24 protein-coding genes are annotated in these 20,744 nt (G+C 59.4%); 21 read left to right on the top strand and 3 right to left on the bottom strand.

Annotation, left to right across the window (positions count from 1 at the left end; genetic code table 11):
• Nucleotides 1–12 precede the first annotated feature (12 nt).
• From PVA19_RS02940 to PVA19_RS02910, 7 genes are all read left to right on the top strand, one after another.
• A complete protein-coding gene (locus PVA19_RS02940; RefSeq protein WP_274101066.1) occupies nt 13–954 on the top strand; it encodes an ABC transporter substrate-binding protein in 942 nt (313 codons plus the stop codon).
• 69 nt (nt 955–1,023) lie between these two features.
• Nucleotides 1,024–1,797, top strand: a complete 774-nt coding sequence (locus PVA19_RS02935) for an ABC transporter permease (RefSeq protein WP_062443393.1) — start codon at nt 1,024–1,026, stop codon at nt 1,795–1,797.
• Nucleotides 1,797–2,582, top strand: coding sequence for an ABC transporter ATP-binding protein (locus tag PVA19_RS02930; protein WP_062599077.1), 786 nt, complete (start codon nt 1,797–1,799; stop codon nt 2,580–2,582). The genes PVA19_RS02935 and PVA19_RS02930 overlap by 1 nt, the downstream gene beginning before the upstream one ends.
• Before the next feature lie 151 nt (nt 2,583–2,733).
• Nucleotides 2,734–3,468: a histidine utilization repressor gene (gene hutC / locus PVA19_RS02925; protein WP_062599616.1), complete on the top strand. Its 735-nt coding sequence runs from the start codon at nt 2,734–2,736 to the stop codon at nt 3,466–3,468.
• Nucleotides 3,469–3,677: 209 nt separating this feature from the next.
• A complete protein-coding gene (gene exbB / locus PVA19_RS02920) occupies nt 3,678–4,814 on the top strand; it encodes a tonB-system energizer ExbB (RefSeq protein ID WP_274101094.1) in 1,137 nt (378 codons plus the stop codon).
• A 4-nt stretch (nt 4,815–4,818) separates the two neighbouring features.
• Nucleotides 4,819–5,328, top strand: coding sequence for a TonB system transport protein ExbD (gene exbD / locus PVA19_RS02915; RefSeq protein WP_274101065.1), 510 nt, complete (start codon nt 4,819–4,821; stop codon nt 5,326–5,328).
• Complete coding sequence (locus PVA19_RS02910) at nt 5,325–6,278, top strand: TonB C-terminal domain-containing protein (RefSeq protein ID WP_274101064.1); 954 nt, start codon at nt 5,325–5,327, stop codon at nt 6,276–6,278. The genes exbD and PVA19_RS02910 overlap by 4 nt, the downstream gene beginning before the upstream one ends.
• 11 nt (nt 6,279–6,289) lie before the next feature.
• Here PVA19_RS02910 and phnF read toward each other — a convergent pair whose 3' ends face one another.
• Nucleotides 6,290–7,027, bottom strand: a complete 738-nt coding sequence (gene phnF, locus PVA19_RS02905; RefSeq protein WP_194286750.1) for a phosphonate metabolism transcriptional regulator PhnF — start codon at nt 7,025–7,027, stop codon at nt 6,290–6,292.
• An 80-nt stretch (nt 7,028–7,107) separates the two neighbouring features.
• On the opposite strand from phnF, the gene phnG reads away from it, so the two are divergent.
• From phnG to phnN, 14 genes are all read left to right on the top strand, one after another.
• Complete coding sequence (phnG, locus tag PVA19_RS02900) at nt 7,108–7,566, top strand: phosphonate C-P lyase system protein PhnG (RefSeq protein ID WP_274101063.1); 459 nt, start codon at nt 7,108–7,110, stop codon at nt 7,564–7,566.
• Entirely contained in the window at nt 7,566–8,171 is a 606-nt protein-coding gene (gene phnH / locus PVA19_RS02895) for a phosphonate C-P lyase system protein PhnH (protein WP_274101062.1), read from the top strand. The genes phnG and phnH overlap by 1 nt, the downstream gene beginning before the upstream one ends.
• Nucleotides 8,172–8,174: 3 nt before the next feature.
• Nucleotides 8,175–9,284 carry a carbon-phosphorus lyase complex subunit PhnI gene (locus tag PVA19_RS02890; RefSeq protein ID WP_113178849.1) on the top strand — a complete coding sequence of 370 codons (1,110 nt, stop codon included), beginning with the start codon at nt 8,175–8,177 and terminating at the stop codon, nt 9,282–9,284.
• 149 nt (nt 9,285–9,433) lie between these two features.
• Nucleotides 9,434–10,351, top strand: coding sequence for an alpha-D-ribose 1-methylphosphonate 5-phosphate C-P-lyase PhnJ (locus PVA19_RS02885; RefSeq protein ID WP_062427273.1), 918 nt, complete (start codon nt 9,434–9,436; stop codon nt 10,349–10,351).
• Nucleotides 10,348–11,124, top strand: a complete 777-nt coding sequence (gene phnK, locus PVA19_RS02880) for a phosphonate C-P lyase system protein PhnK (RefSeq protein ID WP_112955327.1) — start codon at nt 10,348–10,350, stop codon at nt 11,122–11,124. Before PVA19_RS02885 ends, phnK begins: the two co-directional genes overlap by 4 nt.
• Nucleotide 11,125: 1 nt before the next feature.
• Complete coding sequence (phnL, locus tag PVA19_RS02875; RefSeq protein ID WP_274101061.1) at nt 11,126–11,833, top strand: phosphonate C-P lyase system protein PhnL; 708 nt, start codon at nt 11,126–11,128, stop codon at nt 11,831–11,833.
• Nucleotides 11,830–12,447 carry a DapH/DapD/GlmU-related protein gene (locus PVA19_RS02870; RefSeq protein ID WP_113175714.1) on the top strand — a complete coding sequence of 206 codons (618 nt, stop codon included), beginning with the start codon at nt 11,830–11,832 and terminating at the stop codon, nt 12,445–12,447. The genes phnL and PVA19_RS02870 overlap by 4 nt, the downstream gene beginning before the upstream one ends.
• A 115-nt stretch (nt 12,448–12,562) precedes the next feature.
• Nucleotides 12,563–13,438 carry a phosphonate ABC transporter ATP-binding protein gene (gene phnC, locus PVA19_RS02865; protein WP_062443354.1) on the top strand — a complete coding sequence of 292 codons (876 nt, stop codon included), beginning with the start codon at nt 12,563–12,565 and terminating at the stop codon, nt 13,436–13,438.
• 94 nt (nt 13,439–13,532) lie between these two features.
• Nucleotides 13,533–14,438 (top strand): phosphonate ABC transporter substrate-binding protein, encoded by a 906-nt coding sequence (phnD, locus tag PVA19_RS02860; protein WP_062443352.1) that lies wholly within the window; start codon nt 13,533–13,535, stop codon nt 14,436–14,438.
• Nucleotides 14,439–14,604: 166 nt separating this feature from the next.
• Nucleotides 14,605–15,579 (top strand): phosphonate ABC transporter, permease protein PhnE, encoded by a 975-nt coding sequence (gene phnE, locus PVA19_RS02855; protein WP_062427267.1) that lies wholly within the window; start codon nt 14,605–14,607, stop codon nt 15,577–15,579.
• Complete coding sequence (phnE, locus tag PVA19_RS02850) at nt 15,579–16,928, top strand: phosphonate ABC transporter, permease protein PhnE (protein ID WP_062427266.1); 1,350 nt, start codon at nt 15,579–15,581, stop codon at nt 16,926–16,928. The genes phnE (PVA19_RS02855) and phnE (PVA19_RS02850) overlap by 1 nt, the downstream gene beginning before the upstream one ends.
• A 149-nt stretch (nt 16,929–17,077) precedes the next feature.
• On the top strand, nt 17,078–17,770 hold the full coding sequence (locus PVA19_RS02845; protein ID WP_062427265.1) for a DUF1045 domain-containing protein: 693 nt from the start codon (nt 17,078–17,080) through the stop codon (nt 17,768–17,770).
• Nucleotides 17,763–18,899, top strand: coding sequence for an alpha-D-ribose 1-methylphosphonate 5-triphosphate diphosphatase (locus PVA19_RS02840; protein ID WP_062427264.1), 1,137 nt, complete (start codon nt 17,763–17,765; stop codon nt 18,897–18,899). The genes PVA19_RS02845 and PVA19_RS02840 overlap by 8 nt, the downstream gene beginning before the upstream one ends.
• Nucleotides 18,896–19,495 (top strand): phosphonate metabolism protein/1,5-bisphosphokinase (PRPP-forming) PhnN, encoded by a 600-nt coding sequence (phnN, locus tag PVA19_RS02835; protein WP_062427263.1) that lies wholly within the window; start codon nt 18,896–18,898, stop codon nt 19,493–19,495. The genes PVA19_RS02840 and phnN overlap by 4 nt, the downstream gene beginning before the upstream one ends.
• 9 nt (nt 19,496–19,504) lie before the next feature.
• Here the strand turns inward: phnN and PVA19_RS02830 are convergent, their stop codons facing one another.
• Complete coding sequence (locus PVA19_RS02830; RefSeq protein WP_062427262.1) at nt 19,505–20,386, bottom strand: LysR family transcriptional regulator; 882 nt, start codon at nt 20,384–20,386, stop codon at nt 19,505–19,507.
• Nucleotides 20,383–20,694: a putative quinol monooxygenase gene (locus PVA19_RS02825; RefSeq protein WP_062427261.1), complete on the bottom strand. Its 312-nt coding sequence runs from the start codon at nt 20,692–20,694 to the stop codon at nt 20,383–20,385. The genes PVA19_RS02830 and PVA19_RS02825 overlap by 4 nt, the downstream gene beginning before the upstream one ends.
• Between the last annotated feature and the right edge of the window lie 50 nt (nt 20,695–20,744).

The following is a 20,744-nucleotide window of genomic DNA, read 5'->3' as shown; positions in this document are numbered from 1 at the left end:
AGGGGATCGATCATGAGAAAGACACTGGGTTTCACCCTTTTCGCCGCCGCACTTTTTGCCACCGCGGCCCATGCTGAAACGTCCGTCACCATCGGCATGTCCGGCTGGACCGGCTTTGCGCCGCTGACACTCGCCAAGGAAACGGGTATTTTCGAAAAGAACGGCCTCAAGGTCGATATCAAGAAAATTCCGCAGGCAAGCCGCCATCTGGCGCTGGCGTCTGGTGACATCCAATGCGCGGCGACCACAGTCGAAACCTGGGTGGCATGGAACGCCAATGGCGTGAAATCCACGCAGATCTTCCAGATGGACAAGTCGCATGGCGCGGATGGCATTGCGGTTCGCAATGACATCGCCAAGATTTCCGACCTGAAGGGCAAAACCATCGCCGCATCGGCCCCTGGCACCTCGCCATACTTCTTCCTCGCATGGATCCTCAAGGAGAACGGCCTGACGCTGAAGGACGTGAAGGTGGTGAACCTTGAGCCGGGCCCGGCCGCCCAGGCCTTTGTCGCCGGCCAGAACGATGCCGCCATGACCTATGAGCCCTATCTGTCGACGGTTCGTGCCGCGCCCGACAAGGGCAAGATCATCGCCACCACGCTGGATTATCCAGCCGTCATGGACACCTTCGGCTGCACGCCGGAGTTCCTCAAAGCCCATCCGGACGCGGCAAAGGCATTGGCGACAAGCTATTTCGAAGCGCTCGATGCCATCAAGGCCGATCCTGAAAAAGCTTACGCCACGATGGGCGCGGATGTGAAGCAGTCGGGCGAGGCCTTCGGCAACTCCGCCAAGTTCCTCGAATGGCAGGACAAGGCAGCCAACCAGACGTTCTTCGAAGGCGAGTTCAAGACCTTCTCGGAAAAGGCTGCAGATCTGCTTCTCGAAATCGGCGTCATCAAGTCGAAGCCCGATCTTTCGACGCTCGCCGATACCTCCTTCATCAAGTAATCGGCCATCACGTAATCACATTGGGCGCGGCTTGCCGCCGCGCCCCGCCTCATGACTGTCGGGATCGACATGCAGCCATTACAGCCTATCAGACACAGCACGCGGATTGCGCTCGGCATCCTGTTCTTCGTGCTGTTCTTCCTCGCCTGGGGCATCGCGACGCTGGGTGGGTTCGTTTCGCCAACCTTCCTCGCAGACCCCATCACCATGCTGAATGACGGGATTTATCTGATCACCGCGCAAGGCTTCGCCTATGATATCGGCATGACCATCTGGCGCGTGGTGGGCGGCTTCGTCTTGGCTTCGATCATCGCCGTACCGCTGGGCATCGCCATGGGCGCTTACAAACCGATCGAAGCCTTGCTTGAGCCCTTTGTCTCCTTTGCCCGTTATCTTCCCGCTTCGGCTTTTGTACCGCTGCTGATCCTGTGGGCCGGCATCGGCGAAATGCAGAAGCTGCTGGTGATTTTCATCGGCGCAGTGTTCCAGATCATCCTCATGGTCGCCGTCGCCGTTGCCGCAACGAGGCGTGATCTCGTCGAGGCTGCCTATACGCTCGGCGCCAAGGACCGCGGCGTCGTGCGCCGGGTTCTCATCCCCGCCAATGCACCGGATATTGCCGAGATTCTGCGGCTCGTTCTCGGCTGGGCCTGGACCTATGTCATCGTGGCGGAACTGATCGGCGCGTCGTCCGGCATCGGCTATATGATCATCAACAGCCAGGCGCTGATGGCGACGGGCCAGATCATCTTCGGCATCATCGTCATCGGCGTTATCGGCCTTATCTCTGACTTTGCCTTCAAGTCTCTCAATCGCAAACTGTTCGCCTGGAGGCTTGCCTGATGAATGAACTCGTCATCCAGGGCGTCAGCCGCACCTTTCCGGGCGTGCGTGGCGGCACGCCGACACTTGCTCTGCAACCGACGGATCTCGAAATTCCCAGGAATGATTTCGTCACCATCCTCGGGCCATCCGGCTGCGGAAAGTCGACGCTGCTTCGTATTATCGCCGGCCTCGATCGCCCGACTACCGGCAAGGTTTTGCTGGCTGGCCAGGAGGTGAAGGGACCGGGCGCCGATCGCGGCATGGTCTTCCAGTCCTACACGCTGTTTCCCTGGCTCACGATCCGCGAAAACGTGGCCTTTGGCCTGCGCGAGCGCGGGGTGGCGGAGAAGGAAAAGTGGGAGATCGTCGATAGCTACATCGACAAGGTGGGCTTGAGAGGCTTCGAGAACCACTGGCCGAAACAACTGTCCGGCGGCATGCAGCAGAGAACGGCGATTGCCAGAGCGCTGGCCAACGGTCCGCGCATTCTGCTGCTCGATGAACCCTTCGGCGCACTGGACAACCAGACGCGCGGCCTCATGCAGGAACTGCTGCTGGGCATCTGGGAGCGGGAGCAGAAAACGGTGATCTTCGTGACGCATGATATCGAGGAAGCGGTCTTCATGGCCAACCGTGTGGTCACGATGTCGGCGCGTCCCGGTCGCATCAAGTCGATCACCCCGGTCGATCTTCCGCATCCGCGTCATTACACCGTCAAGGCAAGCCCTGAATTCTCGGAGTTGCGTGCGCGGCTGACAGAGGAAATCCGCGGTGAGGCTATTGTGGCAGCCACCCATGGCTAAGCTTCGGCGACGGTGATATCAGGCGGCTATTAAAGCGCCGTGCGTCCTATTGGACGCACAAGGGACGCTTTATCTTTTTGAATATACGCATCGTGCTTTTCCGAAAATCGATGCAGATTTTCGAGCCGATGCCGTAAACGGAACAAAAACCATGGCTGAAGCGGCGGCACCGCAGGAAAGGTCCTTACACGAACGCATCATGAGCGACGTGGAAGGCCGGATTCTGTCGGGCGAATGGCCCCCCGGCTATCGTATTCCCTTCGAGCACGAGCTGACGAAGGAATATGACTGTTCCCGCATGACGGTGAACAAGGCGCTGACCGAACTGGTCAAAAAGGGCCTGATCGAGCGCCGCCGTCGCTCCGGCAGCTTCGTTACACGGCCGCACGCCCAATCCGCCGTTCTGGAAATCCACGATATCCAGCGAGAAGTTCAGCAGATGGGCCTGACCTACCGTTATCATCTGGATCATCGCGAGCTGCGCAAGGCGACAGCACAGGATCGCGCCGCGCTGGAGGTAAAGGCGGGGGCCAGCATTCTCTCGCTGACCTGCCGGCACTTCACCGGCGACATTCCTTTTTGCCTGGAAGATCGCATCGTCAACGTATCCGCCGTGCCTGAGGCAAAAGATGCGGATTTCTCCTCGGTGGGTCCGGGGTCATGGCTTTTGCAGATGGTCCCCTGGAGCGCTGCCGAGCACCGCATCCGCGCCATCTCCGCCGACCGCCGGATCGCAGATGCGCTGGCCATTCCTGTCGGTACCGCTTGCCTCGTCGTTGAGAGACGGACTTGGCATGGTCAAGTCTATGTGACCCATGTCACGGTGACCTATCCCGGCGAGCGTCATGAACTTGTGGCGCAATTCCTGCCGATGCAACAGCAGTGATGGTGCACGAACGGAGGTGCAGAAACATCGCTTCATCACGCATGTTTTTGTAAAAGATGAGTTTACAGCTCCGGTTTCTCCAATGTATTAGTGGCTAATCTTACTCCACTTATAGCGGAGCGGGCTTGCGTGTCCGCTACTCTGGTGCGGGTGAGGGCTATGCCGATGCGTCTGGTCGTCGTGCAGTACAGAAAACCCGGGACCATCTGATGACCTCCATACTCTCGATTTCTTCGTCCAATCCTGTCATGGCATCCTGGGCGCGCTGCCGACCCATGGCGCTGGCGGTGACCGTCTTGATCAGCGCCTCCTCCTTGCAGGCGTTTGCCCAGACCGCGGCGCCCTCAGAGAACATGCCTGCGACCACTCAGACAGAGCAGGTTCCTTCGCCGGCTACGAATTCCGCCCCATCCGCCCCCACTCAGCCCTCGCAGACACCACAGGCGCAGCAAGCCGCACCACAGAATCAGCAACCGCCTGCAGCGACTGCTCCGGCCACGCAAGCTCCGGCTCAACCGTCGGACGCACAGGCACCTGCATCAGCAGAGCCACCGGCAGCACAGCCAACGCTATCTGGCGAGGCTCTTTCTGCGGTGGAGGTCAGTGCCGATGAACGGTCCGATATTCCGCACAACCTCTCTCCCTGGGGCATGTTCATGGCGGCCGATTGGGTCGTCAAAAGCGTCATGATCGGCCTTGCTCTCGCCTCGCTCATCACCTGGACGGTCTGGCTGGCGAAATCGATCGAGCTTGCCGCCGCGCGCTTGCGGGCGGGCTCGACGCTGAAAATCGTTCACAAGGCGAAAACGCTGGCCGAAGCGACGGAGGCGGTCGAGAGCAAGGGCGGTCCCGCCGCCTTGATGTTGCGCATGGCCTCCTACGAGATGCAGCTCTCCGACGCGGTTGTGGCTCATACCGATGGCGGAGGCATCAAGGAACGCGTGTCCTCCATCCTGTCGCGTATCGAAACCCATGCAGGACGCCGCATGTCGCGCGGCACAGGTGTGCTGGCCTCGATCGGCTCGGTATCACCCTTCGTCGGCCTCTTCGGCACGGTCTGGGGCATCATGAACGCCTTTATCGGCATTTCCGAATCGCAGACGACGAACCTAGCGATCGTGGCACCCGGCATCGCCGAAGCCTTGCTGGCAACGGCAATCGGCCTGGTAGCCGCCATTCCTGCGGTGGTGATCTACAACGTCTTTGCCCGTTCCATTACCGGCTATCGTCATCTGCTGGCCGATGTTGCCGCCGGCGTCGAGCGCCTGGTCAGCCGTGATCTCGATTTCCGCCGCATCCCCCCGGGCAGTGCCAGCAAGCCCCAGGTCTCCCTGGTAGGACGATAAGATCATGGCAGGCGGTATTCGAGAAAGCCACGGGGACGACCTTCCCGAAAACCACGAGATCAACGTCACGCCGTTCATCGACGTGATGCTGGTGTTGCTCATCATCTTCATGGTGGCGGCACCGCTTGCGACCGTGGATGTCAATGTCGACCTTCCGGCTTCGACAGCAAAACCGGCCGAGCGCCCCGATGAGCCTCTGTATCTGACGGTAAAGGACGACCTCTCGCTCAATATCGGCAATGATGCGGTGGCGCGTGAAGCGCTTGCGACGAGCCTCGACGCCAAGACCGGCGGCAAGAAGGACACACGTATCTTCCTGCGCGCTGACAAGGCGGTGGATTACGGCCACTTCATGGAGATCATGAACCTGCTGCGTGACAGCGGCTATCTGAAGATCGCGCTTGTTGGGTTGGAGGGGACTGCAGGCTCTGCGCCAGCAGGGGCACCGGTCTCCAATTCCAGCCAGCCGCAACCGGGCCAGCCTGCGCCTGGCCCGAATGGAGGGTCGCAGTGACGGACCCCGTCTACCCTCGTTCCAGACAATCCCGCTTGGGAGAGGTCGCGCTCTGGTCCGTCGCGGCACTGGTGATGATCTCGGTGCATGCCGCAGGCGCCTATTATCTGATGCAGGAAAAGCCTAAAGAGCAGGGCGATAACGCGCCTCAGGCGGCGATCATGATTGAGCTTGCCGCCCTGCCTGAGGCCGTCAATACCGAAGAAACGGTCGAAGCCAATGACGAGGTCGAGACGGAAGAGGTCAAAAGCAACGTCACCCAGCCTGTCGAAGAACCTCCGCCCGTAGAACCTCCGCCGGAGCCGGTTCCAGAGCCTGTCGTTGAAGAGCCGCCAGTGGAGCCCGAGCCTACCCCCGAAGTGCCGCCGGAGGTGGTGCAGCAGCCTGTAGAGGAGCCCGCGCCGCCAGAACCGGTGCAGGAGGTCGATCCCATCGAGCAGCAGCAGGTGGCGGAACTCGAAAATGTCGAGGTTCCCCTTCCTGTGCTTCGTCCTCCGCCTCCGCCACCAGTACAGAAGAAGGTGGAGAAGGAAAAAGAGCCGGAAAAGAAACGAGTGCAAAAGCCGACGCCGGCGCCACAGCAATCGCAGCGCCGCGATATCGCCAAGGCTGAGGCAACACAGTCGGACAGAACGGCGGCATCTCGCAACAGCGCGGGTTCTGCATCGTCTTCCATGTCTCCCGCTGACTGGAAATCGAGGGTGCATAGCGCTGTTGCACGTAGTGTGAAACGAATGAACCCCCGAGGCAAAAAAATGATTGTTGATTTCTCCGTCTCTTTCACCGCTGCGTCGGACGGCTCTCTACAGCAGGCGAGACTTTCTCCGTCTACGGGCAATCCTGAATGGGATAAGAAAATAATCGCGGCTGTCGGGCGTGTGTCGGTCCCGCCGCCGCCGTCTGGCGCGGACCCATTTGTCAAACTACCACTAAGAATTGAGGTGAACTGACCTGCGCTTCCTCAATTCTCTACAGTGAATTGCACCACATCCGCCGGAAAGCGGCTTGTGCCGAACTGGATCGGCTGGCCGTCCATGTCGACATTCAAGGAATCGGAGACGAGAAGAATGGCGCCCGGCGACAATTCGAGATCGGCCAGATCGTCGGCCTCCGCATGCCGGGCAGAGACTGTTGTTGACGCCCGGACGTAGTCGGCCACGCCGGATCGCTTCAGCGCCTCCGTTATTGAGCCCGTGTCTTCATAGTCAGTGGCGATGCCGCTGAAACGGTCGGCTGGAAACCAGGAGGTCGAGCGCGACACTGGCTTATGATCGACCTTTCGCAGCAACTCCAGCCGGATCAGTGGCGTACCCGGCGCAACATTCAGCTTCTCGGCAAGAGCTGTCGTCGCTCCCTCGAGGGAATGCGCCAAGAGCAGCCCTTCCATCTCCCGTGCCTGATCGCCAAGACCAGTGGTAAAACGCGTTCGCTTCGAGATCGGGAAATTCAGGCGATCTTTTCGGGTGATGAGTGTCCCGCGGCCTTGCAGTGCCTGAACGATGCCTTCATCCGCAAGTGCTGCAATGGCGCCTCTGACGGTATGGCGATTGACGCCGAAGCGCTCCGCCAGCACCATTTCAGATGGTAACATGCCGGTGCCGTCATAGTCGCCCGCAGCAATCGCCGTTCTGATCCGGTCGGCGATCTGGCGCCAAAGCGCCACGCCATTCTTCTTTCGCATATTGTTCGTCAGGGTCATGTCACACGCTTGTCATGCTGGAGGCTTACATCTAAGCTATCTTGTATGGTTGTCTATATCAATAGACGTTTGAGGATAAAATGAACGAACCGACCGAAATTCAAGAGGCGAGAAAGCGGGCCGCAGGGCTGCTGGCCCGTGCGACGGTTGAAGAGCTTCTCAAGTGCTGGAGCGCTCTGGATACCAAGCCGCAAGTCGAAAAGGTGCGTGGACCGGAAACCGGGCTCGTCATGGTGCGCGGAAAGATCGGCGGCGGCGGTTCGCCCTTCAATCTCGGAGAAGCGACCGTGACGCGCGCCACCGTCAAGCTTGCCTCCGGCACGATCGGCCATGCCCATGCGCTCGGCACCAGCCGCAAGCAGGCGTGGTATGCAGCAATCGCCGATGCGCTTTGGCAGGAAGAGACGACCCGTCCTCTGGTTGAGCGTGAGGTCCTCGCTGTGGTCGCGTCTCGTCTTGAAAAACGCAAGACCAACGCCATTCAGCAAACCGCCGCAACCCGCGTCGATTTCTTCACCATGGTACGGGGAGACGACTGATGTCCGCCAAAGCAAACATCGTAACCGGCGGCTTTTCCGATCCGGTCTTCGATTCCCAGCACATCTTCAAGGCTGCGATGGACGGCATGGCGCGGCCGGGAAAGCTGCAGTCGTTCGATCTGCCGATCCAGCCGCCAAGCCCTCTAGGCAAGGCCGCAGGCGGCATTCTTCTCACCCTTTGTGACTACGAGACGCCCGTGTGGATGAACGGCGCCTTTTCGAAGTCGGTTGTGCCAAGCTGGCTGAGCTTCCATACCGGAGCGCAGATGGCGCCCACCAAGGCTGACGCCCGTTTCGCGGTTCTGGATGCCGGAAGCACGCTCTCCTCCTTCGCTCTCTTCGCTCAGGGTAGCCAGGAATATCCCGACCGCTCCGCAACCGTGATCATCGAAGTACCAGATCTGACAAGCGGCCCAGCCTTGCGCCTTTCCGGCCCCGGCATCCGCGAGAGCGAGATCATCCGCCCTTCGGGCCTGCCCGACATCTTTGTGCGGCTTTGGAGCGAAAACCGCGCGGTCTTCCCCCGCGGTGTCGATGTCATCCTCACCTGCGGCAGCCACTTCATCTGCCTGCCGCGCTCCACCCGCATCGAGACGGAGGCCTGAGCCATGTATGTTGCCGTAAAGGGCGGAGAAACCGCCATTGCCAATGCACACCGCCTGCTGGCCGATCGTCGTCGTGGAGACCGCAACCTGCCGGCCATGACGATCGGCCAGATCGTCGAACAGCTTGGCCTGGCCGTCGACCGGGTGATGGCCGAAGCCTCGCTTCATGATCGCTCGCTCGCAGCTCTCGCCGTCAAGCAATCGCGTGGGGACATGATCGAGGCGATCTTCCTGCTGCGCGCCTATCGCACGACACTCCCACGTTTCGGCTATTCCAACCCGGTGGAAACGGGCGAGATGCTGGTCGAGCGCCGCGTGTCGGCGACCTACAAGGATCTGCCCGGCGGACAGTTGCTGGGCCCGACCTTCGACTACACCCACCGCCTGCTCGATCCTTCGCTTCTCGAAGATGGAGAAGTGGAGGAGCCTGTCCTGCGCGATTCAGAAGCCGAACACATCATGCGCGTTTCGGAAATCCTGGCGGAAGAAGGCCTGATCGAAAGCGATGGTGACATGCCGGAAGACCATATTCCCGGCGATCTGACCCGCGAACCGATGGAATTTCCCATGGCACGCGATTTGCGGCTGCAGTCGCTCGCCCGCGGCGATGAAGGTTTCCTCCTCGCATTGGCCTATTCGACCCAGCGCGGCTACGGCCGCAACCATCCCTTCGTCGGTGAAGTCAGAATTGGCGAGGTGGAGGTCGAGCTGGATATCCCCGAACTCGGCTTTGCCGTCTCCATCGGCGATATTCAGGTGACCGAGTGCCAGATGGTGAACCAGTTCAAGGGTTCGGCCAAGGCGCCGCCGCAATTCACCCGCGGCTACGGCCTCGTCTTCGGGCAAAGTGAACGCAAAGCCATGGCGATGTCGCTGGTGGACCGGGCGTTACGCGCAGACGAGTTCGGTGAGGACAGAACCGCACCGGCTCAGGACGAAGAATTTGTGATTTCGCATGCGGACAATGTTCAGTCGACAGGTTTCGTGGAGCATCTGAAACTCCCGCACTATGTCGATTTCCAGGCTGAACTTGGTCTTGTCAGAAAGATGCGCGCCGATTTCGAGGCTGCGCAAAGATCAGATGAAAGTTGGTTGAACGATGCTGCCGAATAAAGACTTGGTTTCAGCGCTGCTCGTTGAACCAGTATGCGCAAAATACGCTGGATGCTGCAAATACAGTGAAGAACAGCGCAATGAGAATTCCGATCTCCATGATCATTTACTCCTGACATCCGTTGTGACTTACGGAAGGACAACGCACGATGCTTGAAGAAGTTTCATTTGAAGAGACCTTCGCCGATGAAGGTCTCGCTACGTACAATTTCGCCTATCTGGACGAACAGACCAAGCGGATGATCCGCCGCGCTATTCTGAAGGCGATCGCCATACCCGGCTACCAGGTGCCGTTTGCCTCGCGTGAGATGCCCATGCCCTACGGCTGGGGAACGGGTGGCGTGCAGGTGACAGCCTCGATCCTCGGACCGCATGATGTGCTGAAGGTCATAGATCAGGGGGCGGATGATACGACCAATGCCGTCTCCATCCGCGCCTTTTTCCAGAAGGTTGCGAATGTCGCCGTCACCACGCATACCAAGGAAGCCACCGTCATCCAGACCCGTCACCGCGTTCCTGAAGAAACGCTGACGGAAGGTCAGGTGCTGGTCTACCAGGTGCCGATTCCTGAGCCTCTGCGCTTCCTCGAGCCACGCGAGACCGAGACCCGCGTCATGCACGCGCTGGAAGAATATGGCCTGATGCATGTGCGCCTCTATGAGGACATTGCCCATAATGGTCGCATTTCGAAAACCTACGCCTATCCGGTGAAGGTCGCAGGCCGATACGTTATGGACCCGTCGCCGACGCCGAAATTCGACAATCCGAAAATGCATATGTCGGAAGCCTTGCAGCTCTTCGGCGCCGGGCGTGAAAAGCGTATCTATGCCGTGCCGCCTTACACCGAAGTCGTCAGCCTCGATTTCGACGACCATCCCTTCGAGATTCAGACCTTCGACAAGCCCTGTGCGCTGTGTGGTGCGGACCATGTCTATCTCGATGAAGTCATCCTGGATGATCGGGGCGGGCGCATGTTCGTCTGCTCCGATACCGACCATTGCGAAGATCGGCGCGAACATGGCCATCGCGGCCATCTCCTGGCCGATGTGAAGGAGGCCGCAGAATGAGCGACCAGCCGCTTTTGAAAGTCCGCGACGTTTCCAAATATTACGGTGACCGCGCCGGTTGCCGCAACGTCTCCTTCGATCTTTGGCCGGGAGAAGTCCTGGCGATCGTCGGCGAATCCGGTTCCGGCAAGACCACGCTGCTGAACTGCATTTCCACCCGGCTGATGCCGACCACCGGCAGCGTCGAATATCGCATGCGCGACGGGTCTCTTCGCGATCTCTATCATATGGGCGAGGCGGAGCGACGTTTCCTCATGCGCACCGATTGGGGCTTCGTTCACCAGAATCCGGCTGACGGTCTGCGCATGACGGTATCTGCCGGCGCCAATGTCGGCGAACGGCTCATGGCAGTCGGCAACCGGCATTATGGCAATATCCGCAACACCGCCAGCGAATGGCTGGAGCGGGTGGAGATCGGCACCGATCGCATCGATGATCAGCCGCGTGCCTTTTCCGGCGGAATGCGCCAGCGCCTGCAGATCGCCCGCAACCTCGTCACCTCGCCGCGCCTCGTCTTCATGGACGAGCCGACCGGCGGTCTGGATGTCTCGGTCCAGGCAAGGCTTCTCGATCTCGTTCGCGGTCTCGTCAACGATCTCGGCCTGTCCGTCATCGTCGTCACCCATGACCTTGCGGTTGCACGGCTCCTGTCGCACCGCATGATGGTGATGAAGGATGGCAACGTCATCGAGCATGGCTTGACAGACCGCGTGCTGGACGACCCGCGCGAGCCCTATACTCAGCTTCTCGTTTCCTCGATCCTGCAGGTGTGACATGCCGACCCCCCTCATTGTTTCGGAAGTCTTCAAAAGCTTCACCATGCATCTGCGTGACGGGATCGAACTGCCTGTCGTGCGCAATGTGAACTTCTCTGTCCAGGCGGGCGAATGCGTCGTGCTTGGCGGGCCTTCGGGGATCGGGAAAAGCTCCATCCTCAAGATGCTCTATGGCAATTATGCCATCGATAGCGGCCAGATCCTCATCAAGCATGAGGGACAGATGGTCGATATCGGCAGTGCCGCACCCCGCACCGTGCTGGAGGTCCGTCACCGCAGCCTTGGCTATGTCAGCCAGTTCCTGCGCACCGTTCCGCGCGTCGCCGCCGTCGATGTGGTGGCCGAGCCGCTGCTTGCTCGAAAAATTCCGGTCGAAGAGGCGCGCGAGCGGGCAGGGGAGTTGCTATCGAAGCTCAACTTGCCACGGGAATTGTGGTCCCTGCCACCCGCGACCTTCTCCGGCGGCGAACAGCAGCGCGTCAACATTGCCCGCGGCTTCATTACCGACCACACCATCCTGCTTCTGGATGAGCCGACGGCGTCGCTCGATGCGGCCAATCGCAAGGTCGTGGTGGAGATGATCCGGCAAAAGAAGGCCGAAGGAACAGCCCTTCTCGGCATTTTTCACGATGAGGAAGTACGTGAAGCCGTGGCCGATCGCATCCTCGATGTCTCGCAGTTCTCACCCAGAAAGATCGCAGCATGAGTGTCAAAGTTGGCCTGGAACCGGCCATTCACGAAAGCGCCCGCGTCGTCAACTCCAAGCTCGGCCGTTACATCGAAGTCTCGGAGCGCTGCCGCATCGAAGAAGTGGAGATGGACGACTACTCCTACATCATGCAGGACGGTGCCGTCTGGTGCGCGACGATTGGCAAGTTCGTCAACATCGCCGCCTCGGTGCGCATCAATGCAACCAACCATCCCATGTCGCGCGCGACGCTGCACCACTTCACCTACCGCGCCCATAACTATTGGGACGATGCGGAGGATGAGACGGAGTTCTTCGCCGCAAGACGCGCCAGACGCGTCGTCATCGGCCATGATGTCTGGATCGGACACGGCGCGACCATCCTGCCCGGCGTCACCATCGGCAATGGCGCCGTCGTCGGTGCCGGTGCCGTGGTCTCGAAAGATGTTGCGCCTTACACCATCGTCGGCGGTGTCCCGGCCAAAATCATCCGGCGCCGTTTTCCAGAAGAGATCGGCGAGCGCATGGACCGACTGGCCTGGTGGGATTGGGATCATGCGAGGCTTCGCGCTGCCCTCGATGATTTCCGTTCGCTCGAAGCGGAGGCCTTTCTTGCCAAGTATGACGGGTAAACGAACACCATCTCCCGTAACGTCAGCCTTGTAATAATTTCTTCATCAAACTGACATTCGCGCTTCACGCACCCCTGATAGGCCGAATCCGAAATAACGAGACTGGATTTGGCCTATGACTTTTCACCTCAAGCAGGTAACGCGCCGCTTCGGCAAATCGACCGCCGTCGACAGCGTGACGCTCGATATCCCCCAGGGCCAGATGGTCGGCGTCATCGGACGTTCGGGTGCAGGCAAATCCACCCTCCTGCGCATGATCAACCGCCTGGTCGATCCCACATCCGGCTCCATTCATTTCGGTGATCTCGAGGTTTCCTCACTCCGCGGCGCCGCGCTTCGCCACTGGCAGCGCGATTGCGCCATGATCTTCCAGCAATTCAATCTCGTGCCGCGTCTCGACGTTCTGACCAACGTCATGCTCGGTCGCCTCGATCACCGCTCCACGGTCTTGAGCCTGCTCAGCATCTTCACCACCGAAGAGCGTCTGATGGCGATTTCAGCACTGGAGCGCCTGGGGATCGAACATGTGGCGATGCAGCCGGCCGGCACGCTGTCGGGTGGGCAGCAGCAGCGTGTGGCGATCGCACGTGCACTGATGCAGTCGCCGCGCATGCTGCTTGCCGATGAGCCCATTGCCTCGCTTGACCCGCTCAACGCAAAAATCGTCATGGATGCGCTGCGCGACATCAATGAGCGCGAAGGCATCACCGTCATCACCAACCTGCACACGCTGGATACTGCCCGCAATTATTGTGAGCGCATCATCGGCATGGCGGCCGGTCGCGTCGTCTTCGACGGCACGCCCGCCGAACTCGATGCCCGCGCGGTCAAGGAAATCTACGGTACTGATTCTCATGGTGCCGGCATCGACGAAACCATGACGTCGACCAGCATCACCATTGAAGGTGCGGAGCTTGCCGCGCGCGCCCAACACCCATCTGCCGGTCCTGAAGCTTCTGCTCCCAAGCCGCTTTCCATGGCTGGACTGTAAGGACCGCACAGCATCGATCCGCCCGCGTCAGGGGCCAATATCACATTCCATATCGTGTCAAACTCCGGCTCGCCGGAAAAACGGAGATAAATCCATGTTGAAGAAAGCTCTTCTTTCGGCGGTTGCACTTGGCCTTCTGGCCGGTTCGGCTCTCGCTCAGGACGTCAAGGTTCTGCGCATCGGCCTCGATGGCGGCGAAAACTCCAACGACCAGCTGCGCAACGCGCAGTGCATTGCCGATGGCCTGAAGGCTGCAACCGGTGTTGAGCAGGTTCAGCTCTTCCCATCGCCGGACTATAACGGCGTTATTCAGGGTCTGCTGGGCGGCACCATCGACATTGCTTCCATGGGCGCATCCTCCTACGCCAAGATCGCTATTCAGGACCCGAAGGCTGTCGATCCGATCCTGACATACACCGGCGCTGACGGCTCCAGCGGCTATTACACCATCATGGTTGCCCGCAAGGACTCCGGCATCAAGACGCTGGCAGACGCCAAGGGCAAGAAGCTCGGCTTTGCCGATCCGGACTCCACCTCCGGTTACTTGATCCCGAACGTCGCTCTGCCGAAGGAAACCGGCAAGCCGGTCAAGGAATACTTCTCTGAAACCGGCTTCGGCGGCGGCCATGAGAACCTCGTTCTCGCCGTTCTCGACAAAAAGTTCGATGTCGGCACCACCTTCGGTTCCGGCGTGGGCAAGTGGGAAGAAGGCTACAGCTCCGGCAACCTCCACCAGATGGTCGCCAAGGGCAATCTCGACATGGACGATCTCGTCGAAGTCTGGAAGTCGCCGCTGATCCCGAACGGTCCGCTTATGGTTGCCAACAAGGTCGGCGAGCCGATGAAGGAAAAGATCGAAGCTTTCTTCCTCGACCTGCCGAAGAAGGACCTCGCTTGCTTCCAGGGCTTCACCCAGGGCAAGAACAAGGAATACATCAAGGTCGATCCGTCCTTCTACCAGACGATCGTTGATGCCCGTAAGGCCGTTATCGGCGGCTGATTGCCAACAACAGCATGAGACGGCGGCGTCAGAAAGACGCCGCCGTTTTTTTAAAGCGCAGCCCGGGAACGCCGTCACGCTTCCAAAGGGATGCCGCTGAAACGGTGAATGAGAGCATCGGTGAATCCATCGTCACCCGCATGGCTCCGGCAAGGACGCAAAAGACATGGCCAGCACGCCAATCACCCCAGATACGTTGGGCGAGGCCTCGAAGAAGGTCATGCAGCACTACCAGCAACAGCTGGTCACGCGACGCATCTACACCGGCATCGCCATCGTCGTCTTTCTTGCGTTGCTCTTTGCCTCGCTCGATTTTGCCAATAGCGCCAATTCCGGCAAGTTTTTCGAGCGGCTGCCCTATTTCTTCGATTTTATGAAGACCTTCCTGCCGAACAGCCCGATGGAAGTCGTTCGCGCCATGTTCGATCTGCCGTCACCCTATGCCGACGGCTCTCTGAAATACGACTATGTCTCGGAGCGGGTCTATATCGGCGACGGCTTTTATATTCCGCATTTCTTCTATCAGCTGATCATCACTCTGAACATTGCGCTGGTTTCGACACTGATCGGCACGGCCTTCGCTTTCGCACTGTGCTTCTTTGCTTCCACCAATCTCGTCGGCGCCGGTGCCGTGCGTTTTGCCGTCAGACGCATGCTGGAAGTGATGCGCGCCTTTCCGGAAATCGTCATCGCCGGATTGCTGACCGCCATCCTTTCGCTCGGGCCCATTGCCGCCATCGTCGCCATCACTATTCATACCGTCGGCGCGCTCGGAAAACTCTTCTTCGAAGTCGTCGAAAATGCCGACATGAAGCCGGATGAGGGCTTGCGGGCATCGGGTGCCAACTGGCTGGAGCGTGTGCGCTTTGCCATCGTGCCGCAGGTTCTGCCAAATTTCGTCTCCTATGCGCTGCTGCGCGCCGAAATCAATGTGCGCGCCTCCACCATCATCGGCGCTGTTGGCGGCGGCGGTATCGGCGAGGTCTTTCGCCTGGCGATCGGCAATGATCATGCCGCCAAGACCTATGCCATCATCATCATGCTGCTGGTCACCATCATCGCCGTCGACCAGTTTTCCGGCTGGCTGCGCCGCAGGCTGATCGGCCATCAATCCTTTGAATTCGGACGGGGAGCGGCCTGATGTCCACTAGCTTTGTCATAAATGGTGCGGATCGCGAACGCCTTCTTTCGCAATATCCGCAGGTCTTCCAGCAGAGCTTCCTGCGCCGGTACGGATTGTTCCTCGGCCTCGTCGCGGTTTTCGCCTATCTCGTCATCTGCTTCTTCGCCTTCAATGTCGGCCCCGCTCTGATGAATGGCCGCTGGGAGCGCGCGTCGAGCTATATTCAGGACTGGTATTCCTGGCGCGCTCAGCCGCGACTTCGCTTTGAAGATGGCAAGGTGGTTCCGCAGTGGACGAGCCGCGGTCAATATCCGGCCAATGCCCATATCAGCTGGCTTCAGCCTCTTCCGGATGGCGGCTATAGCGTGATCTATGGCGGTGGGCAGAACCGTATCGATGTCATGCCGACGCAGGCGAACGTCTATATTGACGGCACGCTCTATCCGGTGGCGATCGGCGCAGACCGCGTTACGGCGCCCGCCGGCGCGCCGTCTCAGATCCGCCAGGACGAGAACAAGGTCGTGGTCGACTACGGTTTTGCCGGACAGGCGGAAATCCGCACCTCGCAACTTTACGTCCAGCGCCGTTTCCTTGGTTGGGCCAATTTCTTCTTCGATACCCGTTCGCAGTTCTGGGGCAAAAGCTGGGGGGAGCTCGCGTCGCTCGCCCTTTGGCAGCCCCGCATCGATCCAGCGCAGTCCAACATTTCGAAAATGGTCGATGACTTCCTGGGGAACGACGTCTGGCAGCATGAGGATATCTTGTCCAAACTGCTGCAGACGCTCGTCATGGCGTTTCTCGGCACGCTGCTCGGCACGCTCGTTGCGTTCCCGCTCGCCTTCATCGCCGCGCGCAACATTACCGCCAACAGGGTGGCAAACTGGGGCATGAAGCGCGTGTTCGATTTCCTGCGCTCCATCGATATGCTGATCTGGGCGCTGTTCTTTACCCGCAGCTTTGGCCCCGGACCGATCCCCGGTATCGCTGCGATCTTCTTCACCGATACCGGCGCGCTTGGAAAGGTCTATGCCGAGGCGCTGGAAAATGTCGATGACAAGCAGCGCGAAGGCGTGAAGTCTGTCGGTGCGTCGCCAATGATCGTCAATCGCTATGGCGTCATTCCGCAGGTGCTTCCGGTTTTCATTTCGCAGTCGCTCTATTTCTGGGAAAGCAACACCCGCTCCGCCACCATTATCGGCGCGGTCGGTGCGGGCGGTATCGGCCTCAAGCTTCTGGAAGCCATGCGCACCAATCAGGATTGGGACAAGGTCGCCTATATGGTGCTGTTGATCCTCATCGTCGTCTTCCTTTTCGACAATATGTCGAATGCGATCCGCTCCCGTCTGATCGGCAAACCGCATCATTAAGACGATGTAGATATCCGGCAAATTTGTCGGGCGATATCATCATTCTGTCATGGAAAAGGTCTACCTCGCACTTCTGACCTTGCGGGGTAGAGACGAGTCGTCTCAAATGACGCTTCCGCTGTTTTCATGACGTTTGAAAGTGCGACATCGTGCGCTACGCTCTCTATTTTTCGCCCTCCGCCACCGATCCGCTGACTGAGACAGCGTCGCGGTGGCTGGGGCGCCACGCCTTTTCCGAAGAGGTGTTTGACGATTACGTGAGCTTCGCCGATGTGACGGAAGATCCGAGACGCTACGGCTTCCACGCCACGCTGAAAGCGCCCTTCGAGCTCGCGGCCGACAAAAGCGAAGAGCAACTGGTCGAGGCATTTTCGGCCTTTGCCTCCTCACGCACCGCCTTCGATATTCCGGAAGTCGTTGTTGGATCGCTCGGACCCTTCTTCGCTCTGGTGCCTGCGGCACGCCACCAGCCGCTTCAGGATTTTGCCGCCGATGTGGTCGAGCATTTCGAGCCCTTCCGTGCGCCCCTCTCCGAGCGCGACATTGCCCGTCGGAAACCCGAGACGCTGAGCGAAAGCCAGCGCGCCAACCTGCATCGCTTCGGCTATCCCTACGTCATGGACGATTTCCGCTTCCACATGACCCTGACCGGGCCGGTGAGTGACGGGCGCAGCGACGAGATGGCGGATATCCTTACCAAGACATTTGCCGGCTTCATCCATCGCCCGCTGACGATCTCCGGCCTTGGCCTTTTCGTCGAAAAGGAGCGGGGCGAAGCCTTTACCGTTCATAGCTGGCAGCCACTGGCTGCTCCCAATACGAAAGATGTCCGAAATGGCTGAACATGTCCTATCCAATGCGCGCATCGTGCTGTCCGACGATGTCGTCCAAGGCTCCGTCCTGATCCGCGATGGCGTGATTGCCGATATCAGCGAGGGTTCATCAAGAACCGGAGAAGATTTCGAGGGCGACTATCTGATCCCCGGCCTCGTCGAATTGCACACCGACCACCTGGAGCAGCATTATTCGCCGCGCCCCGGTGTAACCTGGGACAAGATCGCCGCCATTCAGGCGCATGATGCGCAGGTCGCATCTTCCGGCATCACCACCGTCTTCGATTGCCTGCGTCTAGGCTCGGATGAGGATGGCGGCTTTGCGCGAGGCGAAATGCGTGACATGGCCGATGCCATCGAAAAGGCGAAGGGTGAAGATCGCCTTCGCTCCGACCACCTGCTGCATCTACGCTGCGAAGTCGCCTCCGCCGACGTGCTGGAGCATTTCGAAGATTTCGAAAACGATCCGCATGTGCGGCTGATCTCGCTGATGGACCATTCCCCAGGCCAGCGTCAGTTCCAGACGATGGATCAGTACGTCATGTTCTACCAGAAGAAGCGCGGCTTGAGTGACGAAGCCTTCAAGGCTTTTGTTGATCGACGCGTCTCTGCGTCGGAAAAATTCTCCGGCAAGCACCGCGACTATCTGTCGGCCCGTTGCGCTGAACGCGGCATCACGGTGGCAAGCCATGACGACGCGACGGAAGCCCATGTCGAGGAAGCTATTGGCCATGGTGTGCGTCTTGCCGAATTTCCAACGAGTGTCGAGGCTGCCCAGGCCTCTCACACCGCTGGCATGAGCGTGCTGATGGGCGCGCCGAACATCGTTCGCGGCAAATCCCATTCCGGCAATATTGCTGCCCGCGATCTCGCCGAACTCGGCGTTCTCGATGTACTGTCGTCGGACTACGTGCCTTTCAGCCTGCTTTACGCACCCTTCCTGCTGGCCGATCAGGTGGAAGGCATGACCCTTCCCAAGGCGCTTGCGATGGTGACGGCAACGCCGGCGAAGACCGTTGGCCTGACGGATCGCGGTTCCATTGCCGAAGGCCTGCGTGCAGACCTCGTGCGGGTTCGTCGCGAAAGCGGCGTGCCTGTGGTGCGGAGCGTCTGGCGACAGGGAAAACGTGTCGCATGAGCCTCGCATCGTCTGACTCACCGTCACCAAGCCTCAACCTGCTCGGAACGATGATTGTCGTCGTCGGCCCGAGTGGCGCCGGCAAGGATACGCTCATCGATTATGCCGCAGACCACCTGCGGGATAATCCCGATGTGCATTTCGTTCGCCGTGTCATCACCCGAGACAGCGATGCTGGTGGTGAAAACCACCAGGGCTGCACCGAAGAAGCGTTTCAGCGCAAAAAGGTAGCCGGCGAATTTTGTGTGTCATGGAGTGCCCACGGCCTGCATTACGGCATTCCCGCATCGGTTAAAGAGCATCTGAAGACGGGTGGTGTGGCGGTGGCCAATGGCTCGCGCTCGGCGCTGCCGCATTTCAGAAGTGCTTTCCCGTCATTGAAGGTGGTCGTGGTTACGGCCCGGCCGGAAATCCTGTCGGAGAGGCTGGCAAATCGCGGACGCGAGAGCATGGCGGAAATCATGGGGCGGCTCGATCGTAGGGTCGATGCCATCTGCGATAGTTTCGATGTAACGACCATCGACAATAGTGGCGAGATTGAAGAGGCCGGATCGGCCTTGCTGGCTCTGCTCCAGGATTGTCTGTCGGCTCGCTAACCGGTTCGCTTACAAGAAGCTGCGACGTTCTTTCGCGACGATATCCTGCAAAAACTGCACGACTGTCCTCACGCGGGCAAGTTGGCGGGCATTCTCGTGATAGGCCGTCCAGTAGGATCGCCGGATAGAAATCTCGGGAAGCAGCCGCACAAGGCTTGGATCGTTGCGGGCAATGTAATCATGCAGGATGCAAATCCCCGCGCCGGAACGCACCGCCTCGGTCTGACCGATCGCGCTGGAAACCGCAAATGTCGCGTCCCAGTCGCGCATGATTTCAGCGGTAAAATTGAGCGATGGCGAAAAGATCAGATCTTCGACATATCCAATCCGCCGATGCTGCCTCAAATCCTCGACAGATTGAGGTGCCGGATTTTGTTCGAGATAGGTTTTCGACGCGTAGAGGCCGAGTGAGTAATCGGTCAGCTTTGAAAAGACCAGCCGCCCCTGCTCGGGCCGCTCGATTGTAATGGCAATGTCGGCCTCGCGGTGGGAAAGCGAAAAAGACCGCGGTACAGGCACCAACTCGATCCGTAATTCCGGATGCGCCGCCGTCAATGCACCAAGACGCGGCGCGAGAAACGAGACGCCAAAGCCATCCGGAGCTCCGATCCTGACCGTACCGCTGATCGCTGAGAGGCCTTGGCCCAGAACAGCCTGAGCGGAAAGCATTTCAGCTTCCATGCGCTCTGCGGAGATGAGAAACCGTGCCCCTTCTTCCGTCAATTCGCAGCCATTGGTGCGGCGGACGAAGAGCCTTGTCTCCAGGGCGGTTTCCAGCAAGGTCAGGCGCCTCGACAAGGTTGCGTGATTGAGACCAAGCCGTCGTGAGGCGGCAAGGATCTGGCCTGTCCGGGCGACCGCCAGAAACAGGCGCACATCGTCCCAGTTCATTTGCTCACCATTGCTACAGGCTCGACATCGATCAGGCTCAGCGACCGGATCATCATCTGGGTTTCGCGCTTGTATTTGAGAAAATGCGGCGTCTGTAAGTGCGCCTCATAGGCCTGGACGTCGCGGTAGACTTCTAGAATGCGGATTGTCTCCGGGGCATCCTTCAAGGCGACGGCGTTGAGAGCGAGGACGCCCTCTTCAAGTCGCACCGAAGCCTCGATCTCCTCAATCAAGAGATGGCGGTAATCTTCAAGATGGACAGGATCGATTTCGAGCTCCGCCATCCTCACAATGCGCTTGTTATCCATCGCACTTCGCCTCCGCTTTGCAAAAAACCCCAAACATCGATCGCCTATCA

Origin of the sequence: Agrobacterium sp. CNPSo 3708 (assembly GCF_028674915.1) — a bacterium.
Lineage (GTDB): Bacteria > Pseudomonadota > Alphaproteobacteria > Rhizobiales > Rhizobiaceae > Agrobacterium > Agrobacterium cavarae.
This window is presented reverse-complemented; position numbering and strand designations above follow the sequence as displayed.